The sequence below is a fragment of the Hymenobacter cellulosilyticus genome (genome assembly GCF_022919215.1).
Classification (GTDB): domain Bacteria; phylum Bacteroidota; class Bacteroidia; order Cytophagales; family Hymenobacteraceae; genus Hymenobacter; species Hymenobacter cellulosilyticus.
This window is the reverse complement of sequence record NZ_CP095046.1, coordinates 1732575-1749331: the sequence shown is the minus strand read 5'-3', so window position 1 is coordinate 1749331 and position 16757 is coordinate 1732575. Positions and strand designations below refer to the sequence as shown.

General features: G+C 58.5%; 18 protein-coding genes and 2 pseudogenes. 13 read left to right on the top strand and 7 right to left on the bottom strand.

Annotation, left to right across the window (positions count from 1 at the left end; genetic code table 11):
- The first annotated feature begins 199 nt into the window (after positions 1–199).
- The gene (locus MUN79_RS08710; protein ID WP_244677306.1) at positions 200–733 is read left to right on the top strand and encodes a phytanoyl-CoA dioxygenase family protein; all 534 of its coding nucleotides are present in this window, start codon (positions 200–202) and stop codon (positions 731–733) included.
- On the top strand, positions 730–1188 hold the full coding sequence (locus tag MUN79_RS08705; protein WP_244677305.1) for a phytanoyl-CoA dioxygenase family protein: 459 nt from the start codon (positions 730–732) through the stop codon (positions 1186–1188). Before MUN79_RS08710 ends, MUN79_RS08705 begins: the two co-directional genes overlap by 4 nt.
- 549 nt (positions 1189–1737) lie before the next feature.
- On the opposite strand, the pseudogene aspS reads toward MUN79_RS08705, so the two are convergent.
- Positions 1738–3500 (bottom strand): annotated as a pseudogene (gene aspS, locus MUN79_RS08700) (aspartate--tRNA ligase).
- Positions 3501–3795: 295 nt separating this feature from the next.
- Here aspS and MUN79_RS08695 point away from each other — a divergent pair.
- The 4 genes and pseudogenes from MUN79_RS08695 (at position 3796) to MUN79_RS08680 (ending at position 6365) form a co-directional block, all read left to right on the top strand.
- The gene (locus tag MUN79_RS08695) at positions 3796–4251 is read left to right on the top strand and encodes a T9SS type A sorting domain-containing protein (RefSeq protein WP_244677304.1); all 456 of its coding nucleotides are present in this window, start codon (positions 3796–3798) and stop codon (positions 4249–4251) included.
- 162 nt (positions 4252–4413) lie between these two features.
- A complete protein-coding gene (locus MUN79_RS08690; RefSeq protein WP_244677303.1) occupies positions 4414–4983 on the top strand; it encodes a DUF1795 domain-containing protein in 570 nt (189 codons plus the stop codon).
- A gap of 216 nt (positions 4984–5199) precedes the next feature.
- Positions 5200–5646: a nucleoside deaminase gene (locus MUN79_RS08685; protein ID WP_244677302.1), complete on the top strand. Its 447-nt coding sequence runs from the start codon at positions 5200–5202 to the stop codon at positions 5644–5646.
- Positions 5647–5757: 111 nt separating this feature from the next.
- A pseudogene (locus tag MUN79_RS08680) lies at positions 5758–6365 on the top strand (superoxide dismutase).
- Positions 6366–6440: 75 nt separating this feature from the next.
- On the opposite strand, the gene MUN79_RS08675 reads toward MUN79_RS08680, so the two are convergent.
- Genes MUN79_RS08675 through MUN79_RS08660 form a run of 4 tightly spaced genes read right to left on the bottom strand, consistent with a single transcriptional unit; the run spans position 6441 to position 8296 of the window.
- Positions 6441–6746, bottom strand: coding sequence for a winged helix-turn-helix domain-containing protein (locus MUN79_RS08675; RefSeq protein ID WP_244677301.1), 306 nt, complete (start codon positions 6744–6746; stop codon positions 6441–6443).
- Positions 6730–7323, bottom strand: coding sequence for a hypothetical protein (locus MUN79_RS08670; protein WP_244677300.1), 594 nt, complete (start codon positions 7321–7323; stop codon positions 6730–6732). The genes MUN79_RS08675 and MUN79_RS08670 overlap by 17 nt, the downstream gene beginning before the upstream one ends.
- 30 nt (positions 7324–7353) lie before the next feature.
- Entirely contained in the window at positions 7354–7692 is a 339-nt protein-coding gene (locus MUN79_RS08665) for a hypothetical protein (protein WP_244677299.1), read from the bottom strand.
- Between the two features lie 25 nt (positions 7693–7717).
- Positions 7718–8296 carry a hypothetical protein gene (locus MUN79_RS08660; protein WP_244677298.1) on the bottom strand — a complete coding sequence of 193 codons (579 nt, stop codon included), beginning with the start codon at positions 8294–8296 and terminating at the stop codon, positions 7718–7720.
- A 352-nt stretch (positions 8297–8648) separates the two neighbouring features.
- Between MUN79_RS08660 and MUN79_RS08655 the strand changes: the two genes are divergently transcribed.
- Entirely contained in the window at positions 8649–9989 is a 1341-nt protein-coding gene (locus MUN79_RS08655) for a nucleoside permease (RefSeq protein ID WP_244677297.1), read from the top strand.
- A gap of 88 nt (positions 9990–10077) precedes the next feature.
- The gene (locus MUN79_RS08650) at positions 10078–11187 is read left to right on the top strand and encodes an AAA family ATPase (RefSeq protein ID WP_244677296.1); all 1110 of its coding nucleotides are present in this window, start codon (positions 10078–10080) and stop codon (positions 11185–11187) included.
- A gap of 156 nt (positions 11188–11343) precedes the next feature.
- Here the strand turns inward: MUN79_RS08650 and MUN79_RS08645 are convergent, their stop codons facing one another.
- Positions 11344–11763 carry a nucleoside-diphosphate kinase gene (locus MUN79_RS08645; protein WP_100339127.1) on the bottom strand — a complete coding sequence of 140 codons (420 nt, stop codon included), beginning with the start codon at positions 11761–11763 and terminating at the stop codon, positions 11344–11346.
- Positions 11764–12148: 385 nt separating this feature from the next.
- Between MUN79_RS08645 and MUN79_RS08640 the strand changes: the two genes are divergently transcribed.
- From MUN79_RS08640 to MUN79_RS08620, 5 genes are all read left to right on the top strand, one after another.
- Positions 12149–13192, top strand: a complete 1044-nt coding sequence (locus tag MUN79_RS08640) for a DHH family phosphoesterase (RefSeq protein ID WP_244677295.1) — start codon at positions 12149–12151, stop codon at positions 13190–13192.
- Between the two features lie 39 nt (positions 13193–13231).
- On the top strand, positions 13232–14185 hold the full coding sequence (locus MUN79_RS08635; protein ID WP_244677294.1) for an FKBP-type peptidyl-prolyl cis-trans isomerase: 954 nt from the start codon (positions 13232–13234) through the stop codon (positions 14183–14185).
- A 76-nt stretch (positions 14186–14261) separates the two neighbouring features.
- Positions 14262–14768: an FKBP-type peptidyl-prolyl cis-trans isomerase gene (locus MUN79_RS08630; protein WP_244677293.1), complete on the top strand. Its 507-nt coding sequence runs from the start codon at positions 14262–14264 to the stop codon at positions 14766–14768.
- Between the two features lie 56 nt (positions 14769–14824).
- A complete protein-coding gene (locus tag MUN79_RS08625; RefSeq protein WP_244677292.1) occupies positions 14825–15421 on the top strand; it encodes an FKBP-type peptidyl-prolyl cis-trans isomerase in 597 nt (198 codons plus the stop codon).
- A gap of 64 nt (positions 15422–15485) precedes the next feature.
- On the top strand, positions 15486–15866 hold the full coding sequence (locus MUN79_RS08620; protein ID WP_244677291.1) for an FKBP-type peptidyl-prolyl cis-trans isomerase: 381 nt from the start codon (positions 15486–15488) through the stop codon (positions 15864–15866).
- A 97-nt stretch (positions 15867–15963) separates the two neighbouring features.
- On the opposite strand, the gene recO is transcribed toward MUN79_RS08620, so the two are convergent.
- Entirely contained in the window at positions 15964–16746 is a 783-nt protein-coding gene (recO, locus tag MUN79_RS08615) for a DNA repair protein RecO (RefSeq protein ID WP_244677290.1), read from the bottom strand.
- Positions 16747–16757 lie beyond the last annotated feature (11 nt).

The window sequence follows — 16757 nt, the reverse complement described above, 5'->3', positions numbered from 1 at the left end:
TTTGCAACCGAGGAATTTCCGACCAAAAAATTGTTTGAGCTTGCCTAGCAGCTAGACTGGCGCCCGGCCGTCCGGGCCCTTACCTTGCGTAACTATTCACAGCGGCAACTAGAGCGTTTTGCACAGGGCATACTGGTGGAATTGCTTTCTACTTTTAATGTATTGCCGCCTTACAGCAGACCAGCACTCAATACAGCCTATGAGCCAGCATCTACCCCTTATCAGCTCCACCGAAACCGGGCTGCTTGGCGTACGGCATCTGAAGCGTTTCTGGGCCCAGACCCTGGCCAAACGCACCGGCCGGGGCAGTGAGCTTACCGAGCAGGAATGGCGGTTTGATAATCTGCTGCTGAATGGGCTGGGCCTGCCGCTGGAAGAAACGACGCGCTACCTGCTGCAGGTTGCCCCAAGCTTCGACGATTTTGAGCAGTGGGTTCTGGCTAAAAACGACGGGTGGCTTGCTCCCCAGCAAATTGAGCGACTGAACAGCATCTTCTCGGGCCAGCCTTACGGGGAGGAGTTGCAGGCTTATCTGCTCACAATCGAAGCCCAGGAAGATGTGCTCAGCGCCGAGGACCTGCGCTTCTGGGACGAAAACGGCTACGTCATCGTGCGCCAGGCCGTTTCCCGGGAGCAGGCCCGGGCCACCGAGCAGGCCGTGTGGGAAACCCTGGGCATGCACCCCGACAGCCCGCTTCCTGGTATGAAAAGCCCATTGGGAAAGGCATCATGATGGATTTCTACCACCACCCTACCCTGCTGGCCAACCGCCGGTCCATGCGGATTCAAAAAGCCTTTGCCCAAATCTGGGGCACACCCGACCTGTGGATGACCACCGACCGCACGAGCTTTAACCCGCCCGAAACCGCCAATTTGCCTTTCCAGGGCCCCCACCTGCACTGGGATATGAGTTTGCAGCCGCCCTTCCACTTCGGCACCCAGGGCCTGCTTTACCTCTGCGACACGCCCGCTGAGCAAGGCGCTTTTTGCTGCGTACCGGGCTTTCACCGTCAGCTGGAAACCTGGCTGGCCCAGCTGCCCGCCGGCACCGACCCGCGCCAGGTAAACCTGGATGCCCAGGCTGTACCCATTGCCGCCCAGGCCGGCGACCTAGTCATCTGGCACCACTTCCTGCCCACGGCAGTAGTCCCAACCGCGGCACCTACCCGCGCATCGTGCAGTATATGAACATGTATCCGGTGGAGTTTCGGGAGAACGTGGCCTGGTTGTAAAGAGGGTAAAAGCAAAAGCGGCACCTGAAATATCAGGTGCCGCTTACAGACTTAATCATTCATTATGACTTGCATTCACACGAGTTATCCAAACTTCCAATTCTTCTCTGCTTATATCGAGTAGTGTAAGGCGAATTTTCTCAAGGTATTTTTGCTGATCAACTGAATAGAGCGCTATATATGTTTCTTGTAGTTTCCCATGCCTCTCAATTCGTACATCAATTTGTGCCCGAGGCCAAAAACCACTATGAGGCGTCCAAACGCCTGCTTCGGCTAGCTTGAATTTGGGGCTTCGGTTAACCAGGAGGTAGCTGCCTGAAACGGAGAGGACTATTCCTAAAGCTCCCGCCCTGTCTCTACTTTGATGTTTGCCGAACTCAGTGCCGAATTGTAACCAAAGGAAAAAGCCCCCAGTTATAAGACTTACAATTGCCCAGCGCCACGAGTAACGTACGGTCCTGTCATACCACTCAGGCGCTTCCAGTAGGTATGTAAAGCTCACTACCTACTTCTTCTCCACCGCTGTGGCAATGCTCAACTCCTTGAGCTGAGCCCCGGAAATGGGAGAGGGCGAGTCAATCATAACGTCGCGGCCGGAGTTGTTCTTGGGGAAGGCAATGAAGTCCCGAATCGAGTCGGCGCCGCCGAAGAGGCTGCAGAGACGGTCGAAGCCGAAGGCAATGCCGCCGTGGGGCGGGGCGCCGTACTCGAAGGCGTCGAGCAGGAAGCCGAACTGGGCCTTAGCTTCCTCATCCGAGAAACCGAGCAGGCTGAACATGCGGGCCTGCACGCCCCGGTCGTGGATGCGGATAGAGCCGCCGCCCACTTCTACACCGTTAATGACCATGTCGTAGGCATTGGCCCGCACCTCGCCGATGGTGGCGGGGTTGTCGAGCAGGGCTACGTCCTCGGGCTTGGGCGAAGTGAAGGGGTGGTGCATGGCAAAGTAGCGGCCTTCCTCCTCGATGTATTCCAGCAGCGGGAAATCAACCACCCACAGCGGCGAAAACACGTCCTTGTCGCGCAGACCCATACGCTGCCCATTTCCAAGCGCAGCTCCGAGAGGGCCTTGCGGGTTTTGTTGGGCTCCCCAGCCAGAATTAGCAGCAGGTCGCCGGGCTGGGCGTTGAAAGCGGCTTTCCACTTCTGCAGCTCGTCCTGGGAGTAGAACTTGTCGACCGACGACTTCACATTGCCGTCGGGCTCTACGCGGGCGTACACCAAGCCGGTGGCGCCCACCTGGGGCCGCTTCACAAACTCGGTCAGTTCGTCGAGCTGCTTGCGGGTATACATGGCCGAGTTGTGGGCGTTGATGCCGACTACCAAACCAGCCGCGTCGAACACGGGGAAGCCCTGGCCTTTTACCACGTCGTTGAGTTCCACAAACTTCATTTCAAAGCGCGTGTCGGGCTTGTCGTTGCCGTAGTAGCGCATGGCGTCGGCGTAGGTCATGCGGGGCAGGGTCCCGATTTCCAGGCCTTTCACTTCCCGGAACAGGTACTGCACCAGGCCTTCGAAAGTACTCAGGATGTCTTCCTGCTCCACGAAAGCCATTTCGCAGTCAATCTGGGTGAATTCCGGCTGCCGGTCGGCGCGCAGGTCTTCGTCGCGGAAGCACTTCACGATCTGGAAGTACCGGTCGAAGCCCGACACCATCAGCAGCTGCTTGAAGGTCTGGGGCGACTGGGGCAGGGCGTAAAACTCGCCGGGGTTCATGCGCGAGGGCACCACAAAGTCGCGGGCTCCTTCGGGCGTGCTTTTAATCAGCACCGGGGTTTCTACTTCGATAAACTGCTGCCCGTCGAGGTAGCGGCGCACGGCCTGGGCCATGCGGTGGCGCAGCATCAGGTTGTTGCGCACCGGGTTGCGGCGCAAATCGAGGTAGCGGTACTTCATGCGCAGGTCGTCGCCGCCGTCGGTTTCGTCCTCAATCAGGAAGGGCGGCAGCTTGGCCGGGTTCAGCACGTTGAGCGTCTCCACCCGGATTTCGATGCCGCCGGTGGGCATCTTGTCGTTTTTGGAGTGGCGCTCGGCTACTTTACCCGTTACGCTCAGCACAAACTCGCGGCCCAGCTCCCGGGCCTGGGCCCGCACCTGCTCGGTTTCCACGCCTTCTTCCAGGGCCAGCTGGGTGATGCCGTACCGGTCGCGCAAATCAATCCAGAGAATGCCGCCCTTGTCGCGGGTGCGCTGCACCCAGCCGGCGAGGGTTACGGTTTGGCCAATATGGTCGGGGCGAAGTTCGCCGCAAGTGTGCGTACGGAGCATAAACTAGGGATATTCGGGATGAAGAAAGCGGGACGCTCGGCGCAAAGATAGGATTCATGGGCGCGTGCGCCACATCTAGAAAGCAATGCCCCCGAATTTGCCAACCAGACGCTCGGCACACTGCCCGCTCCCGCTTTTCGTTATCATTTCGGGTAGCGTAAATGATTACGACAAGACGAACCGTGCTACCTTCGTGGCCTGGGCAGCCGGGCGCGTCGCCTTTTAGAAAATTGGCCCGGATTCTGCAATGCGCCTTCCCGACACTGCTATACCGCTTTCTCCCCTCCATCTGCATATGAAACGTACCGTTCTTCTCGCCGCCGCAGCCCTGTTTACCTTCTCCGCGGCCCAGGCCCAGACGAAAGTTAAGACCAAGTCGAAGTCGGAAACCGGTGCCTCGGTGAAAACCAAAACGGAAGCCGACGCCGAGCCCGTGACCCTGAATGGCCCTATCAAGCGCGTAGAAACCCTCTCGGGCATCGACGTATTCCCGGCTTCGGGTGGGCAAACTATTATGCTTAGCTTCACCCAGCAGTTTACCAAGCCCGGCACGCTGGTGATGACCGACTACAAGAACAAGCCCATCTACACCACCGAGTTGGACCCGGCCAACAACACCGGCGCGCCGGTTGACCTGGGCCGCATTCCGGCCGGCACCTACATGGTAGAGGCCAAAACGGGCAACTACGTGTACTGGAAGAAGGTCCGTATTAAGTATCCTTCGGCGCCAGTTTCGAAAAAGCGTCGCTAGGAAGCTTCAGGGCCATTTTCCGCCTCCGAAATCGTTCTGGTTTCGGAGGCGTTTTCTTTCAACCGGCTTCCCGGAACAGACCCGCGTGGTTTGCGCGTTTTACCCTAAACTCTTCCGCGGGGCGGCTCATTTGCGGCCGCCCGGTTACCTTGCCGCTCTCTTATGAAAACATCCACTTTGCTGGGGCGCCTCGCCGCTCTACTGCTGGTAATCGGGTTGCTTGCGGCCTTTGCCGGCCCCAAGCTCACTAAAACGACGGTTGGCAAAAACATTACCATCGGGGTGCCGGCCGGCTTTACCACGCTGCCCGACGACGGTATAGCGGCCAAATATCCCGCTGCCCGCCGGCCCCTGGCCGTGTTTACCAACCCCAGTGGCCGCGTGGATTTGAGCGTGGCCCAGAAGCCCACCACCTTCACCGACCGGGACTACGGCCTGCTGCTGAAAATCTACAAGTCCAGCATCCAGAACATGTACTCCAAGGTTGAATTCCTGTCCGAGGACATTCGAACCATCAACAAGCGCGACTTTATTGCCTTCGAGTTCGTCTCATCGGTGGCCGACAACAAGCGCGGTAGCAACCTGGCGCCCATCCGCCGCTACCAGTTTGTGCAGTACGCCATTCAGGGCGACCAGCTGCTGGTCTTCACCTTCAACTGCCCCGCCGAAGAGCAGCCCCAGTGGCGCCCCACCGCCCAGGCTTTGATGCAGACCATTACGGTGAAAAAGTAAGTTGACACCTTCGTGGCCTGGCGAGCAGCGCGAAGCCATCCGTCCTCTGCGCAGTACGACTCTTTCTTTTACTAGAAAGCCCTTTACTATCTCGGTAGTAAAGGGCTTTTCACTTACGAAAACTTTCTCCACTTCAGAGGACGGATGGCCGCGCTTCGCTCGCCATGACAGATTCTGTCACCTTTGCACTTCAGTACCTTCTTCCCTTTTGAAATCATGACTCTTTCTCTGTATTCCGACGAGCACTACATGCGGGAGGCGCTGAAACAGGCGCGCTACGCCTTGCAGGAGGAGGAAATTCCAATTGGGGCCGTGGTTGTGATGGACAAGCAGATTATTGCCCGGGCCTACAACCAAACCGAGAAGCTGCGCGACGTGACGGCCCACGCCGAAATGCTGGCCCTGACGGCTGCGGCCAATTACCTGGGCAACAAGTACCTGGCCGACTGCACGCTTTACGTCACGGTGGAGCCCTGCGTGATGTGCGCCGGGGCCAGCTTCTGGGCCCAGGTGAAGCGCGTGGTGTACGGGGCGCCCGAGGAAAAACGCGGTTTTCGGCGGCATGGCAACCTATTGCATCCCCGCACCGAGTTGGTTACCGGAATCCTGGGTCAGGAGTCGGCCGAACTCATGCGGGAGTTTTTCGCACAACGCCGTAAATAATCTACTTTTGGCCGCGCTGCTGCCCCGGTCCACAACCATATGGACGGCATCGGAGTTAATACCTAGCCTCTTCCACCCGCATACATTCATCCAACTTAACACCCCTACTTTATGGCTTTCGAACTGCCCCAACTTCCTTACGCCTACGACGCGCTAGAGCCCCAAATCGACGCGCAGACGATGGAAATTCACCACACCAAGCACCATCAGGCCTACGTTACCAACCTCAACAACGCCATTGCCGGCACCGACCTGGAAGGCAAGTCGCTGGAAGAGCTGATGCACAACATTGCCTCGGCCCGGCGGCCGTGCGCAACAATGGCGGTGGCCACTGGAACCACTCCCTGTTCTGGACCATTCTGGGTCCCAACGGTGGCGGTGAGCCCACCGGCGCCATCGGCGAAGCCATTACTTCGGCCTTCGGCAGCTACGAGAAGTTCAAGGAAGAATTCACCAAAGCCGCCACCACGCGCTTCGGCTCGGGCTGGGCGTGGCTGTGCAAGCAGGCTGACGGCTCGGTACAGATCTGCTCGACGCCCAACCAGGACAACCCGCTGATGCCCGACACCGGCTGCAAAGGCACGCCCGTGCTGGGCCTCGACGTGTGGGAGCACGCCTACTACCTGAAGTACCAGAACCGTCGCCCCGACTACATTGCGGCCTTCTACAACGCCATCAACTGGGACGAGGTGAACCGCCGCTTCGCCGAAGCCAGCTAGTTCTTGGCTTTGCAACCAGCAAAAAGCCCGCTTCATAACTGGAGCGGGCTTTTTTTATGTAACGTAACCCTCGGTTTACGCCGAATCCGGGGGCTTGAGGTAGCGCTGCAGGGACTGAACGTAGGCTTCAAACGCGGCCACGCCCTGGGGCGTAATGGCGCAGCGCGTAAGCGGGTAACTGCCGCTGAATTCCTTGGTCATGGTCAGGTAGCCCGCGTCCTTGAGCTTGCCGATCTGCACGCTCAGGTTGCCGGCGGTGGCGCCAGTTTTCTCCTTCAAAAAGGTAAACTCAGCCTCGCGCACACTGAGCAACAGCGACATTACTGCCAGCCGAAGCTGGGAATGCAGCAGCGGGTCGAGGTCCTCAAACGGCGCGGCCACGGCGGAAACGAGCTTTGAGCAGATGCCCGGGAATAATATAGGCCACCAGCACGGCCGCAGCTACCAGCAGGAGCTGGGTGGCAAAGTCGACCCGAAACGCCAGTGTCGCCAGCAGCCAGCAGGCCGCTCCGCCCAGCACCAACGGCCGAAACCGTAGTGCTCCACCAGTGGCAAACGTACCCAGGCCATACAAACCGATAATGAGCGGGTAAACTTTGCTCCAGCCCTCGGTAGAACCCACGCCCAGGAGCATGAGCATCAGGACCCCGAACCCCGACCACAGATACACCATAAAGTCGCCCTGGGCGGTGCGCACCTTTTCGCGCCGGCCGCGGCGCACCCCGTTTACAAAGGCCGCCACCGAGCCCAGGCCCATTAGAATAGGCCAGACCAGCCAGGGCTTATTGTAACCGGTTTGCAGCAAACCGTAATGCACCAGCGTAGCGGCCAGCACCAGCCAGCCCCAGAGCAGCAGGTCGAAGGAATTGTCGCTCAGGTCCTGCTTGGCCTCCCGAATCATCTGCTGAATCAGGTGCAGGCTTTCCGGTCCGGTCAGCGGTTTGTCAGTGGTTTCCATAAGGGGATTAGGCAAAAGGCAGGGGTAAAACTACAGAGAAGAGGACGAGAGCAACTCAAAAAACGGATTACAACGAATTTCCTGGGACTGACTGGGCCGGTGGGCAAGACATTTGGGCGCGGGCTCTGCCTTAACCGGCCGCGCCTTCAGCGTAGGCTCTTGGCTCTGGCGCCGCTCCCGACTCAGCAGCCCCAGCAACCATACCAAACCCCCACTTGCCAGGAGCAGCAGGCCCAGCAACTGACCGGGTAGCACCCAACCCAGCACAACGCCTCCGGTTAGCCCCACCGACGCTCCAACGATGACGCCTCCGCGGAAGGTCAGCCGGTTTTTCAGCTGAAAGCCAGCCAGGGTTTGCGCAGTAATCATGGCAATTGACAGCAAGTAGTGAAAGTCAGCAACGGAAACTAGCGCCGGGCGGCAGCGCGCAGTACGGCCCGGGCACCAGCAAAGCGGCCGCCGCAGTAGCCAGCAAAAGCAGCATCTGGTCAGTTGGTGCCTGGAAGCGCAAAGCCAGAGTGCCGAATACCCAGGCCGCCGCCCCGCCAAAAATCAGGGTGCGCAGCTGCAGGATGCCGCCGGCCACGAAAGTGCGCGTACCAATGGCAAACAGCATCAAGGGCAGCACCGTGGACCAGCCCAGCTTGGGCACTAGAGCCGGTAGTACGGCCAGTACTACCCAGGTAGCCAGGCGCAGCAACCGCACCGCCTCGCCCTGCCCCGAACGCTCGGGCAGCCGGTAGCCGCGGTAGAAGTGAAAGGCAAAAGCCGTGAGGCCGGCGCCGGCAATGGCCACGCGGAACGGCAGGCCCTGCAGGTTCGGCACGGCGGCCTGTACCAGAGCCGCCGTGCCCAGAGCCGTACCCCAGAGCAAGTAGTCAGTAGCGTTGGTAGCCAACTCCTGGGGCGTGATAGGCAGCGGCTGACCAGCGGCAGAAGCGGGAGCGGAAACGAAAGTGGTGGCGGTCGACATAGTGCTAAAGGGTTGAGGTTGTGGATGTGTGCTTGAGTGATACAAACATAAACTAGTTTACATTATAAACTACATCACAACGCAAACTTTTTTTTCAACGGCCTTCCTGTTCACCGTAGCCAATCTGTCATCTAGTACCTTTTCCTGCTGATTCGAAGCCTTTGACAGGAACCTAAAACGCCCTTTTGCTTCTTTCTTATAGCGGCTCCAGGGGTGCAGCAGACCCTACTATATAGCTGCATTGGCATGCTGCCCGCCGAGTTAACCAAACCTTAACTGGTAATTCCCCAGGCCGATAATCTTGTATATTTAGGAGCAAAATTCCCTCCCTCCCGTTTTTTAATTGAATTGCATGAGTACGAAGTTGCGTCTCACTATCCTGAGCTTCTTACAGTTTTTCATCTGGGGCTCGTGGCTGATTACCATTGGCGCGTATTGGTTTCAAACCAAACAGTGGTCGGGCGAACAGTTCGGGGCCGTGTTTGCTACCATGGGCATTGCGTCCATCTTCATGCCCTCCCTCATGGGTATCGTAGCCGATAAGTGGGTAAATGCCGAAAAGCTCTACGGCGTGCTCCACCTGCTAGGCGCCGTCGTGCTGTGCACCGTACCCTTGGTCGACTCTCCCGGCACCATGTTTCAGGTTATCCTGCTAAACATGTTTTTCTACATGCCCACGCTAGGCTTGTCCATTGCCGTGTCGTACTCAGTGCTTAAAAAAGAGGGCTTCGACGTGGTGAAGGACTACCCGCCCATCCGCGTATGGGGCACCATCGGCTTCATTGCCGCCATGTGGACGGTTAGTCTGCTGGGTTTCGAGAAGTCGGCCAATCAGTTCTACGTGGCTGCTGCTGCGGCTTTCATGCTGGGTCTGTACTCCTTTACCCTGCCCAAGTGCCCGCCTACGGCCAAGGATACGCCCAGCCGCTCCCTGATTGATGTGCTGGGCCTGAAGTCGTTTGCCCTGCTGCGCGACCCGAAGATGCTCACCTTCTTCCTGTTTGCCATGCTGCTGGGCGCCGCTTTACAGCTCACCAATGCCTACGGCGATACTTTCCTGCATGACTTGCTGCCTCCTAACAGCGTGACCACTGAGGAAATGCCCTTGGCCGAGGTGCTGCGGTATTTGGTTGCGCATCCGATAGATGCCCTGAAAACCCACCCGGCCATTATCATGTCCATTTCCCAGATTTCCGAGACGCTGTTTATCTTGGCTATCCCCTTCTTCCTGCGTCGTTTTGGCATCAAACAAGTGATGCTCTTCAGCATGATAGCCTGGGTGCTACGGTTCGGACTGTTTGCTTACGGCGACTTAAACGCGGGCCTTTGGATGATTATCCTCTCGTGCATCGTGTACGGCATGGCGTTCGATTTCTTTAACATCTCCGGCTCGCTGTTCGTCGAAACCCAGACGCAGCCCAGCATCCGAGCCAGCGCGCAGGGCTTGTTTATGATGATGACCAATGGTTTTGGGGCAGTCCTAGGCTCCCTGGTTAGCGGTTATGTTATCGAACAGTATTTTACCGCCGCTGATGGAGTCACCAAGGATTGGCAGGGTATCTGGCTGGCGTTTGCTGGCTATGCCCTGGCCATTGCCGTGCTGTTTGTCGTTTTATTCCGCCACAAGCACACGCCCCAGGAAGCGCAAAACACCGAGCACACCGAGCCCTTATTGTCGGCCGAACCGGCCTAACCACCCATCGGAATTAACTACCCGCGCCCCGGTGGCCGCAAGCACTGCGGCGGCCGGGGCGCGGCTTTTCCCAGTTTCCCTATAGTCTATGCCACAACCACTACCCTCCCCTACAATTCCCTCACCCGATCTGACTTCCATGTTTGAGCGGGATTCTTACTTCCAACCCACGGCCTGGTTTTACGGCGCCTTCGGCCGGCTGCCGCAGCAGCTGTCCTATCAGTTGTCGTCGGCTGCCGCCCGACAGCTGGTATTGGGTGAACTGGCTCAGCAGCTCGATATGGAAGCCGCCACGGTGGCCCGCCTGATGTACATGGAGAAAGTAGGTCAGGAACCCGAAATCGGCTTGCTGGCCGTGCTGCTGGCCCCTCACTTGTTGCTACTGTTCCGCGGATACGGCCTCTACGGCGACCGGGGCGCTCATCTCTACTACTCGCCCCAGGCTGACCCAGAGGCGCTGGCCCGGGTGCAGGCCCTGCTCCTGGCGCAGCTGGAAGCCGGCCAGCAGGAACGTCAGCGCATTCACGTGCTGCGGTTGGCTTACAACGACCTGGAGTTTACCCCGCTCGACATCCGGGTGCCGGAGCTTAACCTGAGCACCCACTACAACGACGACTTGCTGCCCACTCACGAGACCATTGTGCAGCGCCTGCAGCAGCCTCAGGACAAGGGTATCGTTATTCTTCACGGGCCGCCCGGCACCGGCAAAACCAGCTACATTCGCCACCTCTGCGGCCTTACCGATAAGCCCAAGCTGTTTATACCGCCCAGCCTGGCGGCCCGCATTGCCGACCCGGAGTTTATCAATCTGCTGCACGACAACACCAACTCTATTCTCATCATCGAGGATGCGGAGTCTTTGCTCATGAAGCGCGACGCGGCCGGCGGCACTCCCAGCGCCGTCAGCAACCTGCTCAACCTCTCCGACGGGCTGCTGGCCGACGGGTTCCACATTCAGATTATCTGCACCTTCAATACCGACCTGACCCGCATCGATAGTGCTCTGCTGCGGAAAGGCCGCCTGATTGCGGCGTACCATTTTCAGCCTCTGCAGCAGGAAAAAGCCCAAGCCTTGGCTTCTTCGCTGGGCCAGGCTGAGCCCGTAACCGAGCCCATGGCTCTGGCCGATATCTTTAACCGCGACACGCCCTCATTCGAAGCCGTTCCGGCTCCAGGGCGCATCGGCTTTTCCCGCTAGACGGGTATTTGGTATACCAGTAGTATAAAATCAGTTTAAGCTTAGTTTATTTTCAGCACACAAAAAATCCCGCTTCACAGCTTGTGAAGCGGGATTTTCAATAGTAAGCGAAGCCAAGATGGTAAAAGAGCAGCTATCTTAGCTCACTTTATTTGCTTAGAACTGCTCGTCGGCGCTGAAGTAGAAGTCGCCTTCAATCTGGGCGTTTTCGTCGGAGTCCGAGCCGTGCACGGCGTTGGCTTCGATGCTCTTGGCGTACTTCTTCCGGATGGTGCCTTCAGCGGCCTGGGCGGGGTTGGTAGCGCCAATCAGGGTGCGGAAATCGGCTACGGCATTGTCCTTCTCCAAGATGGCAGCTACGATAGGGCCCGAGGACATGTACTTTACTAGGTCGCCATAGAAGGGGCGCTCCTTGTGCACGGCGTAGAATTCACCGGCGCGCTCGGCGGTCAGCTGTACTTTTTTCAGGGAAACGATGCGGAAGCCACCCTCTTCGATCATCTGCAGGATGCCACCAATGTGGTTGTCCTGCACCGCGTCGGGCTTAATCATCGTGAACGTGCGGTTAGTTGCCATTCGGAAGAAGTTTTATAAAGTTGAAAGTAAAATCAGGAGTTAGCCTGCCGGGGCAGATTGTGGCCGCAAAAGTAGCCGAATCTGCGCAGTTCAGTACAATACTCCGCAAATAACGACCTCATCAGCTAGGGTACGAGCCCGCTACCACCACTTTTCTTTTGCTTGCTTCACCCCTTGTTTTAGCGGTTTGCGGGGCCGATTCCGCCTTTCTGAAGCTGCACCGGCGGGCCGCCCTACGGAATAGCGGCCCGTAGGTTACCTTTGTGCGAACCCAAAGCCCAGCAAGCTTTGTTAGGTCCTCGGCGATTATCTGCGGAATATTTCCGACTTTTGCCGCCTTGCTTCCGGCCTAAACCACCGAATTTCAGCCACCTATCAGTAGGCAATGTCCACTATCAGCGAACTGAAGGAGTTGCTCGCGCAGCCCCGGCAGATTTTCATCACTACTCACCACAAGCCCGATGCCGACGCACTCGGCTCCTCGCTGGGCTTGGCGGGATACCTCCGCAAAAAAGGCCACCAGGTCACCGTTGTCACGCCTTCCGACTATCCGAGCTTCCTGTCCTGGATGCCCGGCAACGACGAGGTAGTGGTGTACGATGCCCGGCAGAACGACGCGCAGGTGAGGGAGATTATCGGCACGGCCGAGGTCCTCTTCTGCCTCGACTTTAGCTGCCTGGGCCGCATCCACGAGATGGGCGAGTATATCCGCACCGCGCCCGGCACCAAGGTCCTCATCGACCACCACCTGGAGCCCGAGCAGTTTGCCGACCTCGACTTTTCAAACCCCAAAGCAGCGGCCACGGCCGAGCTGGTGTTTGAGGTAATCCGGGACCTGGGCGACCAGGACATGATTGACGTGGGTATCGGCGAGAGCCTGTATGCCGGCATTATGACCGACACGGGCTCGTTCCGCCACCCCAGCACCTCGCGCAACGTGCACCTGATCATTGCCGAGCTGCTCAACGCCGGTATTGACCTCTCGTCAGTGCACCGCCGCATCTACGACTCGCACTCCGAAATGCGCCTGCGCTTCCTGGGTTTCGTGCTCAAGGACAAGCTCACGGTGCTGCGCGAGTACAACACGGCCTACATTGCCATTACCCAGGACGAGCTGCGGCAGTACCAGTCCAAAACCGGTGATACCGAGGGCCTGGTCAACTTCGCGCTCAGCATCGAGGGCGTCGTGTTTGCGGCCGTGCTCATCGACCGGGGCCAGGCGGTGAAGATTTCCTTCCGCTCGGTGGGCGACTTCTCCGTCAACGAGTTTGCCCGCAAGAACTTCAATGGCGGTGGCCACCACAACGCGGCCGGTGGCATCAGCCACGAGGCCCTGGAGCCCACCGTGCAGCGCTTTCTGGACCTGCTGCCCGAGTACCAGACGCAGCTCGTGACGGCGCCTTTGGCGGTTGCGCCCCCTTCGGTGTAACTTGCCTCAAAATATACTTTTTCCAACCCTTCTCTTTTCATGTTCCTTCAACGCAATTTTCTGAGCCTGGCCCTCGCTGCCGGCGTTCTGGGCCTGGCCTCCTGTAATAAGGGCGGTGGTGACTTCACCAAGACCAAGTCTGGCATCGAGTATAAAATCTTCAAAAGTGAAGGCGGCAAGTACAGCGACAAATCGGTAGCAGCCGAGGGCGACGCCACGTACAAAGACCGGCTGGGCAAGATTCTGGCGCTGAATGTGGAGTACCGCACGGCCAAAGACTCGGTCCTGTTCAACTCCCGCAAGCAGCAGGGCATCCCGATGCGCATCAAGCTGCAGGAAGTAACCACCAAGGGTGGCATTGAAGAGGCCCTGGCCCTGCTGCAGCCCGGCGACTCGGCCGTGTTCAAGTTCAACGTGGACACCATCTTCGCCAAGTCGTTCAAGCAGCCCGTGCCGCCGTTCATGAAGAAGGCCGGCAACACGATGAGCATGTACGTGAAGGCCGACAAGCTGCAGACTGAGGAAGAGGCCATGGCCGACCAGAAAGTGCAGATGGAAGAGCAGCAGAAGAAAATGATGGCCTACGCTGAGCAGCAGCTCAAGAAGGACGACGTGATTCTGCAGGAGTACATCAAGAAAAACAACCTGACGGCGCAGAAAGACCCTTCGGGCGTGTACTACGTGGTAACCAAAGCCGGCAGCGGCGCCAAGCCTACGCCCGGCCAGACGGTTTCGGTGCTGTACGAAGGCAAGCTGCTCGACGGCAAAGTGTTTGACTCGTCGGCTAAAATGGGCAATAAGCCAATCGAATTCCCGCTGGGTGTGGGCCAGGTAATTCCGGGTTGGGATAAGGGCATTGCCCTGCTCAACAAAGGCACCAAGGCTACCCTGCTGATTCCCTCGTCGCTGGCCTACGGGCAGCGCGGCGCCGGCGCCGACATCCCAGCCGACGCGCCCCTGCGCTTCGACGTGGAACTCGTGGACGTTAAATAAGGAACGCGACTACATAACCGAGCCGCCGTGCTTGCGCCCTGGGGCCGGGCGCGGCGGCTTTTTTGCTTTTAGGCCTATGCTACACCGTTTTTTCTCCCGCTCCCTGCCCAGCCGCGTGCTGGTGCTGCTGAGCACCCTGAGCCTGCTCGCAGCCTGTCAAAAAGAAGACGAGAAGGATTACACACAAATTGACGAGGGCATCATCAAGCAGTACGTGGCCGATAACAAGCTCACGGACGCCCAGCGCCAAGATTCCGGCCTGTACTTTGTGCCCACAAATAAAACCACCGGCGTGCAACCCAATGCAGGTCAAACGGTCTCCGTGTTGTACACGGGCATGCTGCTGGATGGTACTGTTTTCGACGCTACCTCTAAGCGCGGCAACACGCCCTTCAGCTTTAAGCTAGGGGCGCGGCAGGTGATTACGGGGTGGGACGAAGGCATTGCCCTAATGAACAAAGGCAGCAAAGCCACCCTGCTGATTCCGTCGCGGCTGGCCTACGGCTCCCAGGGCGCGGGCGGCGGCACCATTCCGCCAAACACCGTGTTGCGCTTCGACGTGGAACTGGTGGATGTAAAGTAAATCCCAACTCCGGGCCCGCCCGGCGTTTTTTAGTACCAGAGAACAAGCATAACGAGATGAAAACAATGTTCCCCCGCTCGATAGTTACCCGCCTGGCGGTGTGGCTGCTGTTGGCCGCTCCCCTGCTACTGGCTTCCTGCAATACGGATTCCGACGCAGTGAAAGCCGCTAAAGCCCACGAAGAGGAATTCCGCAAGGTGGATGACGCCCTGATTCAAGCCTACTTCACGCGTCACAACATCAGCAGCAGCAACTACCAGCGTACGGAGTCGGGCTTGTACCTGGTAAAGATTAAGGATGGCAGCGGTGAGCTGATCAAACCCGGCAACAAGGTACAGGTGAAGTACATCGGCAGCTATATCCGGGAAGCGTACGAAGACCAGATTTTCGACAAATCCTACGGCAACCGTACCCTCTGCGAGTGCACCGAGGTAGTAGTCGGTCAGGGCCAGGTTATCCGGGGCTGGGAAGAGGCCCTGAAGCTGATGCGCCCCGGCGACCAGAAGCAGGTCTTCATTCCCTCTTACCTGGCTTACGGGCAGTACGGCAGCAACAGCATTCCCGGGATGAGCCGCTGCAGTTCTATATGGAAATCAAGCAGGTTCAGTAAGCCGGGCGCATGCACAGCATCTGGCTTTTTTCCACGGGCCTGAGCGCAATGCTCACGCTGGGTCCGGGCCGCGGGCCCACGCCCAAACTGCCCCACCCCGCCCCGCCATGCTGGCCGACACCGTGCTCAGCCAACGAACCGCCAGCGGGGTGCGCTACACCGTCCGGCAGCCAGGAACGGGCCCTCAGGCCCGGATCGGCGACCGGATGTTGGTGCACTACACCGGTTTTTTGCCCGACGGCCACATCTTCGACTCGTCGGTGGGCCAGGGCAAGCCGTTGCGGTTGCGCGTAGGCCGGGGAGAGGTTATTCCGGGCTGGGATGAAATCTTGCTGCTCTTGCCCCAGGGCAGCCGGGCCCGGGTCTGGATTCCGGCCGCTCTGGCCTACGGTGCCCGGGGCGTGCTTAATCCCGACGACGACTCGAAGTTTATCGTGCCGCCTAATACCAACCTGGTGTTTGAGTTGGAAATCGTGAAAGTCCGTTAAAACCGTAAACCATAAAAAAACGCCTGCCAGAGAATGGCAGGCGTTTTTTTATGGTTTACAGTCAGCCATGCGAGGTGCTGACCAAGTACGCGGCTTTTTACTCGGCCAGCACTTCCGACAGAATATCCAGGGAGCGGATGTCACCCAGCTTTTCGATGTGTAGCTGGTAGTAGCGGATAACCACATCGAGCAGTTCGCGCCGGATGCGGCCGTTGGGAATAGTGGAGTGCTCGGGCGTGCGGAGCAGTTCGTTGAAGTACTGGTCGAACTCCCGGAAGCGGAGAGCGGCGGGGCTGGCCCCCGAAGCGGTAGCGGGAGCTGCCGAGGCAAAAGCAACCTGACTGGTAATTTCCTCGCCCGACTCAACCCCAAACCCGAGGTAGCTGGCCAGCTCCAGCAGGAATACCAGGGCGAAGTTTTCGAACCCCTCCCGCTGCTGGTCAAAGCGCACGATGGAGTCGTGCAGGAAGTGGAACAGAGGCTCGTTTTCCTCTTCTTCCAGCAGGGTGCGGCTCACTATTTCTGACAGAAAAAGCACTACGCTGCTTTTCTGCACGTCGTAGGGCAGGGTGCTGAACGGCAAGGCACACCGATACTCGGAAAGCCGGGTGATACCGCCCTGCCGCGAGGTGTAGGCCACCAGATCCAGCAGGGTGAAAGGCTGAAACAGGGCAATGCGGCCCGGCGGCTTGGCCTTGCGCACGCCGTTGATAATATACGTCTGCAAGCCCAGCCGCTCGGTGTAGATGCGGGCAATGATGGACGTTTCGCGGTACTTGATGTAGTTCAGGACAATGCCCCGGGTCTTGATCAGCATGAACAGGAAGGCTGGTAGCAGCGCCCAGGCACTCTGCCCGGGCGCACAGGAAACAAACACCACCGGGCCGCGGA

What these genes read in the sequence shown, in the direction of transcription:
- MUN79_RS08710 (WP_244677306.1), top strand. Translation starts at nt 200, where the DNA reads ATGAGCCAGCATCTACCCCTTATCAGCTCCACCGAAACCGGGCTGCTT.
- MUN79_RS08705 (WP_244677305.1), top strand. Translation starts at nt 730, where the DNA reads ATGATGGATTTCTACCACCACCCTACCCTGCTGGCCAACCGCCGGTCC.
- MUN79_RS08695 (WP_244677304.1), top strand. Translation starts at nt 3,796, where the DNA reads ATGAAACGTACCGTTCTTCTCGCCGCCGCAGCCCTGTTTACCTTCTCC.
- MUN79_RS08690 (WP_244677303.1), top strand. Translation starts at nt 4,414, where the DNA reads ATGAAAACATCCACTTTGCTGGGGCGCCTCGCCGCTCTACTGCTGGTA.
- MUN79_RS08685 (WP_244677302.1), top strand. Translation starts at nt 5,200, where the DNA reads ATGACTCTTTCTCTGTATTCCGACGAGCACTACATGCGGGAGGCGCTG.
- MUN79_RS08670 (WP_244677300.1), bottom strand. Translation starts at nt 7,323, where the DNA reads ATGGAAACCACTGACAAACCGCTGACCGGACCGGAAAGCCTGCACCTG.
- MUN79_RS08665 (WP_244677299.1), bottom strand. Translation starts at nt 7,692, where the DNA reads ATGATTACTGCGCAAACCCTGGCTGGCTTTCAGCTGAAAAACCGGCTG.
- MUN79_RS08660 (WP_244677298.1), bottom strand. Translation starts at nt 8,296, where the DNA reads ATGTCGACCGCCACCACTTTCGTTTCCGCTCCCGCTTCTGCCGCTGGT.
- MUN79_RS08655 (WP_244677297.1), top strand. Translation starts at nt 8,649, where the DNA reads ATGAGTACGAAGTTGCGTCTCACTATCCTGAGCTTCTTACAGTTTTTC.
- MUN79_RS08650 (WP_244677296.1), top strand. Translation starts at nt 10,078, where the DNA reads ATGCCACAACCACTACCCTCCCCTACAATTCCCTCACCCGATCTGACT.
- MUN79_RS08645 (WP_100339127.1), bottom strand. Translation starts at nt 11,763, where the DNA reads ATGGCAACTAACCGCACGTTCACGATGATTAAGCCCGACGCGGTGCAG.
- MUN79_RS08640 (WP_244677295.1), top strand. Translation starts at nt 12,149, where the DNA reads ATGTCCACTATCAGCGAACTGAAGGAGTTGCTCGCGCAGCCCCGGCAG.
- MUN79_RS08635 (WP_244677294.1), top strand. Translation starts at nt 13,232, where the DNA reads ATGTTCCTTCAACGCAATTTTCTGAGCCTGGCCCTCGCTGCCGGCGTT.
- MUN79_RS08630 (WP_244677293.1), top strand. Translation starts at nt 14,262, where the DNA reads ATGCTACACCGTTTTTTCTCCCGCTCCCTGCCCAGCCGCGTGCTGGTG.
- MUN79_RS08625 (WP_244677292.1), top strand. Translation starts at nt 14,825, where the DNA reads ATGAAAACAATGTTCCCCCGCTCGATAGTTACCCGCCTGGCGGTGTGG.
- MUN79_RS08620 (WP_244677291.1), top strand. Translation starts at nt 15,486, where the DNA reads ATGCTGGCCGACACCGTGCTCAGCCAACGAACCGCCAGCGGGGTGCGC.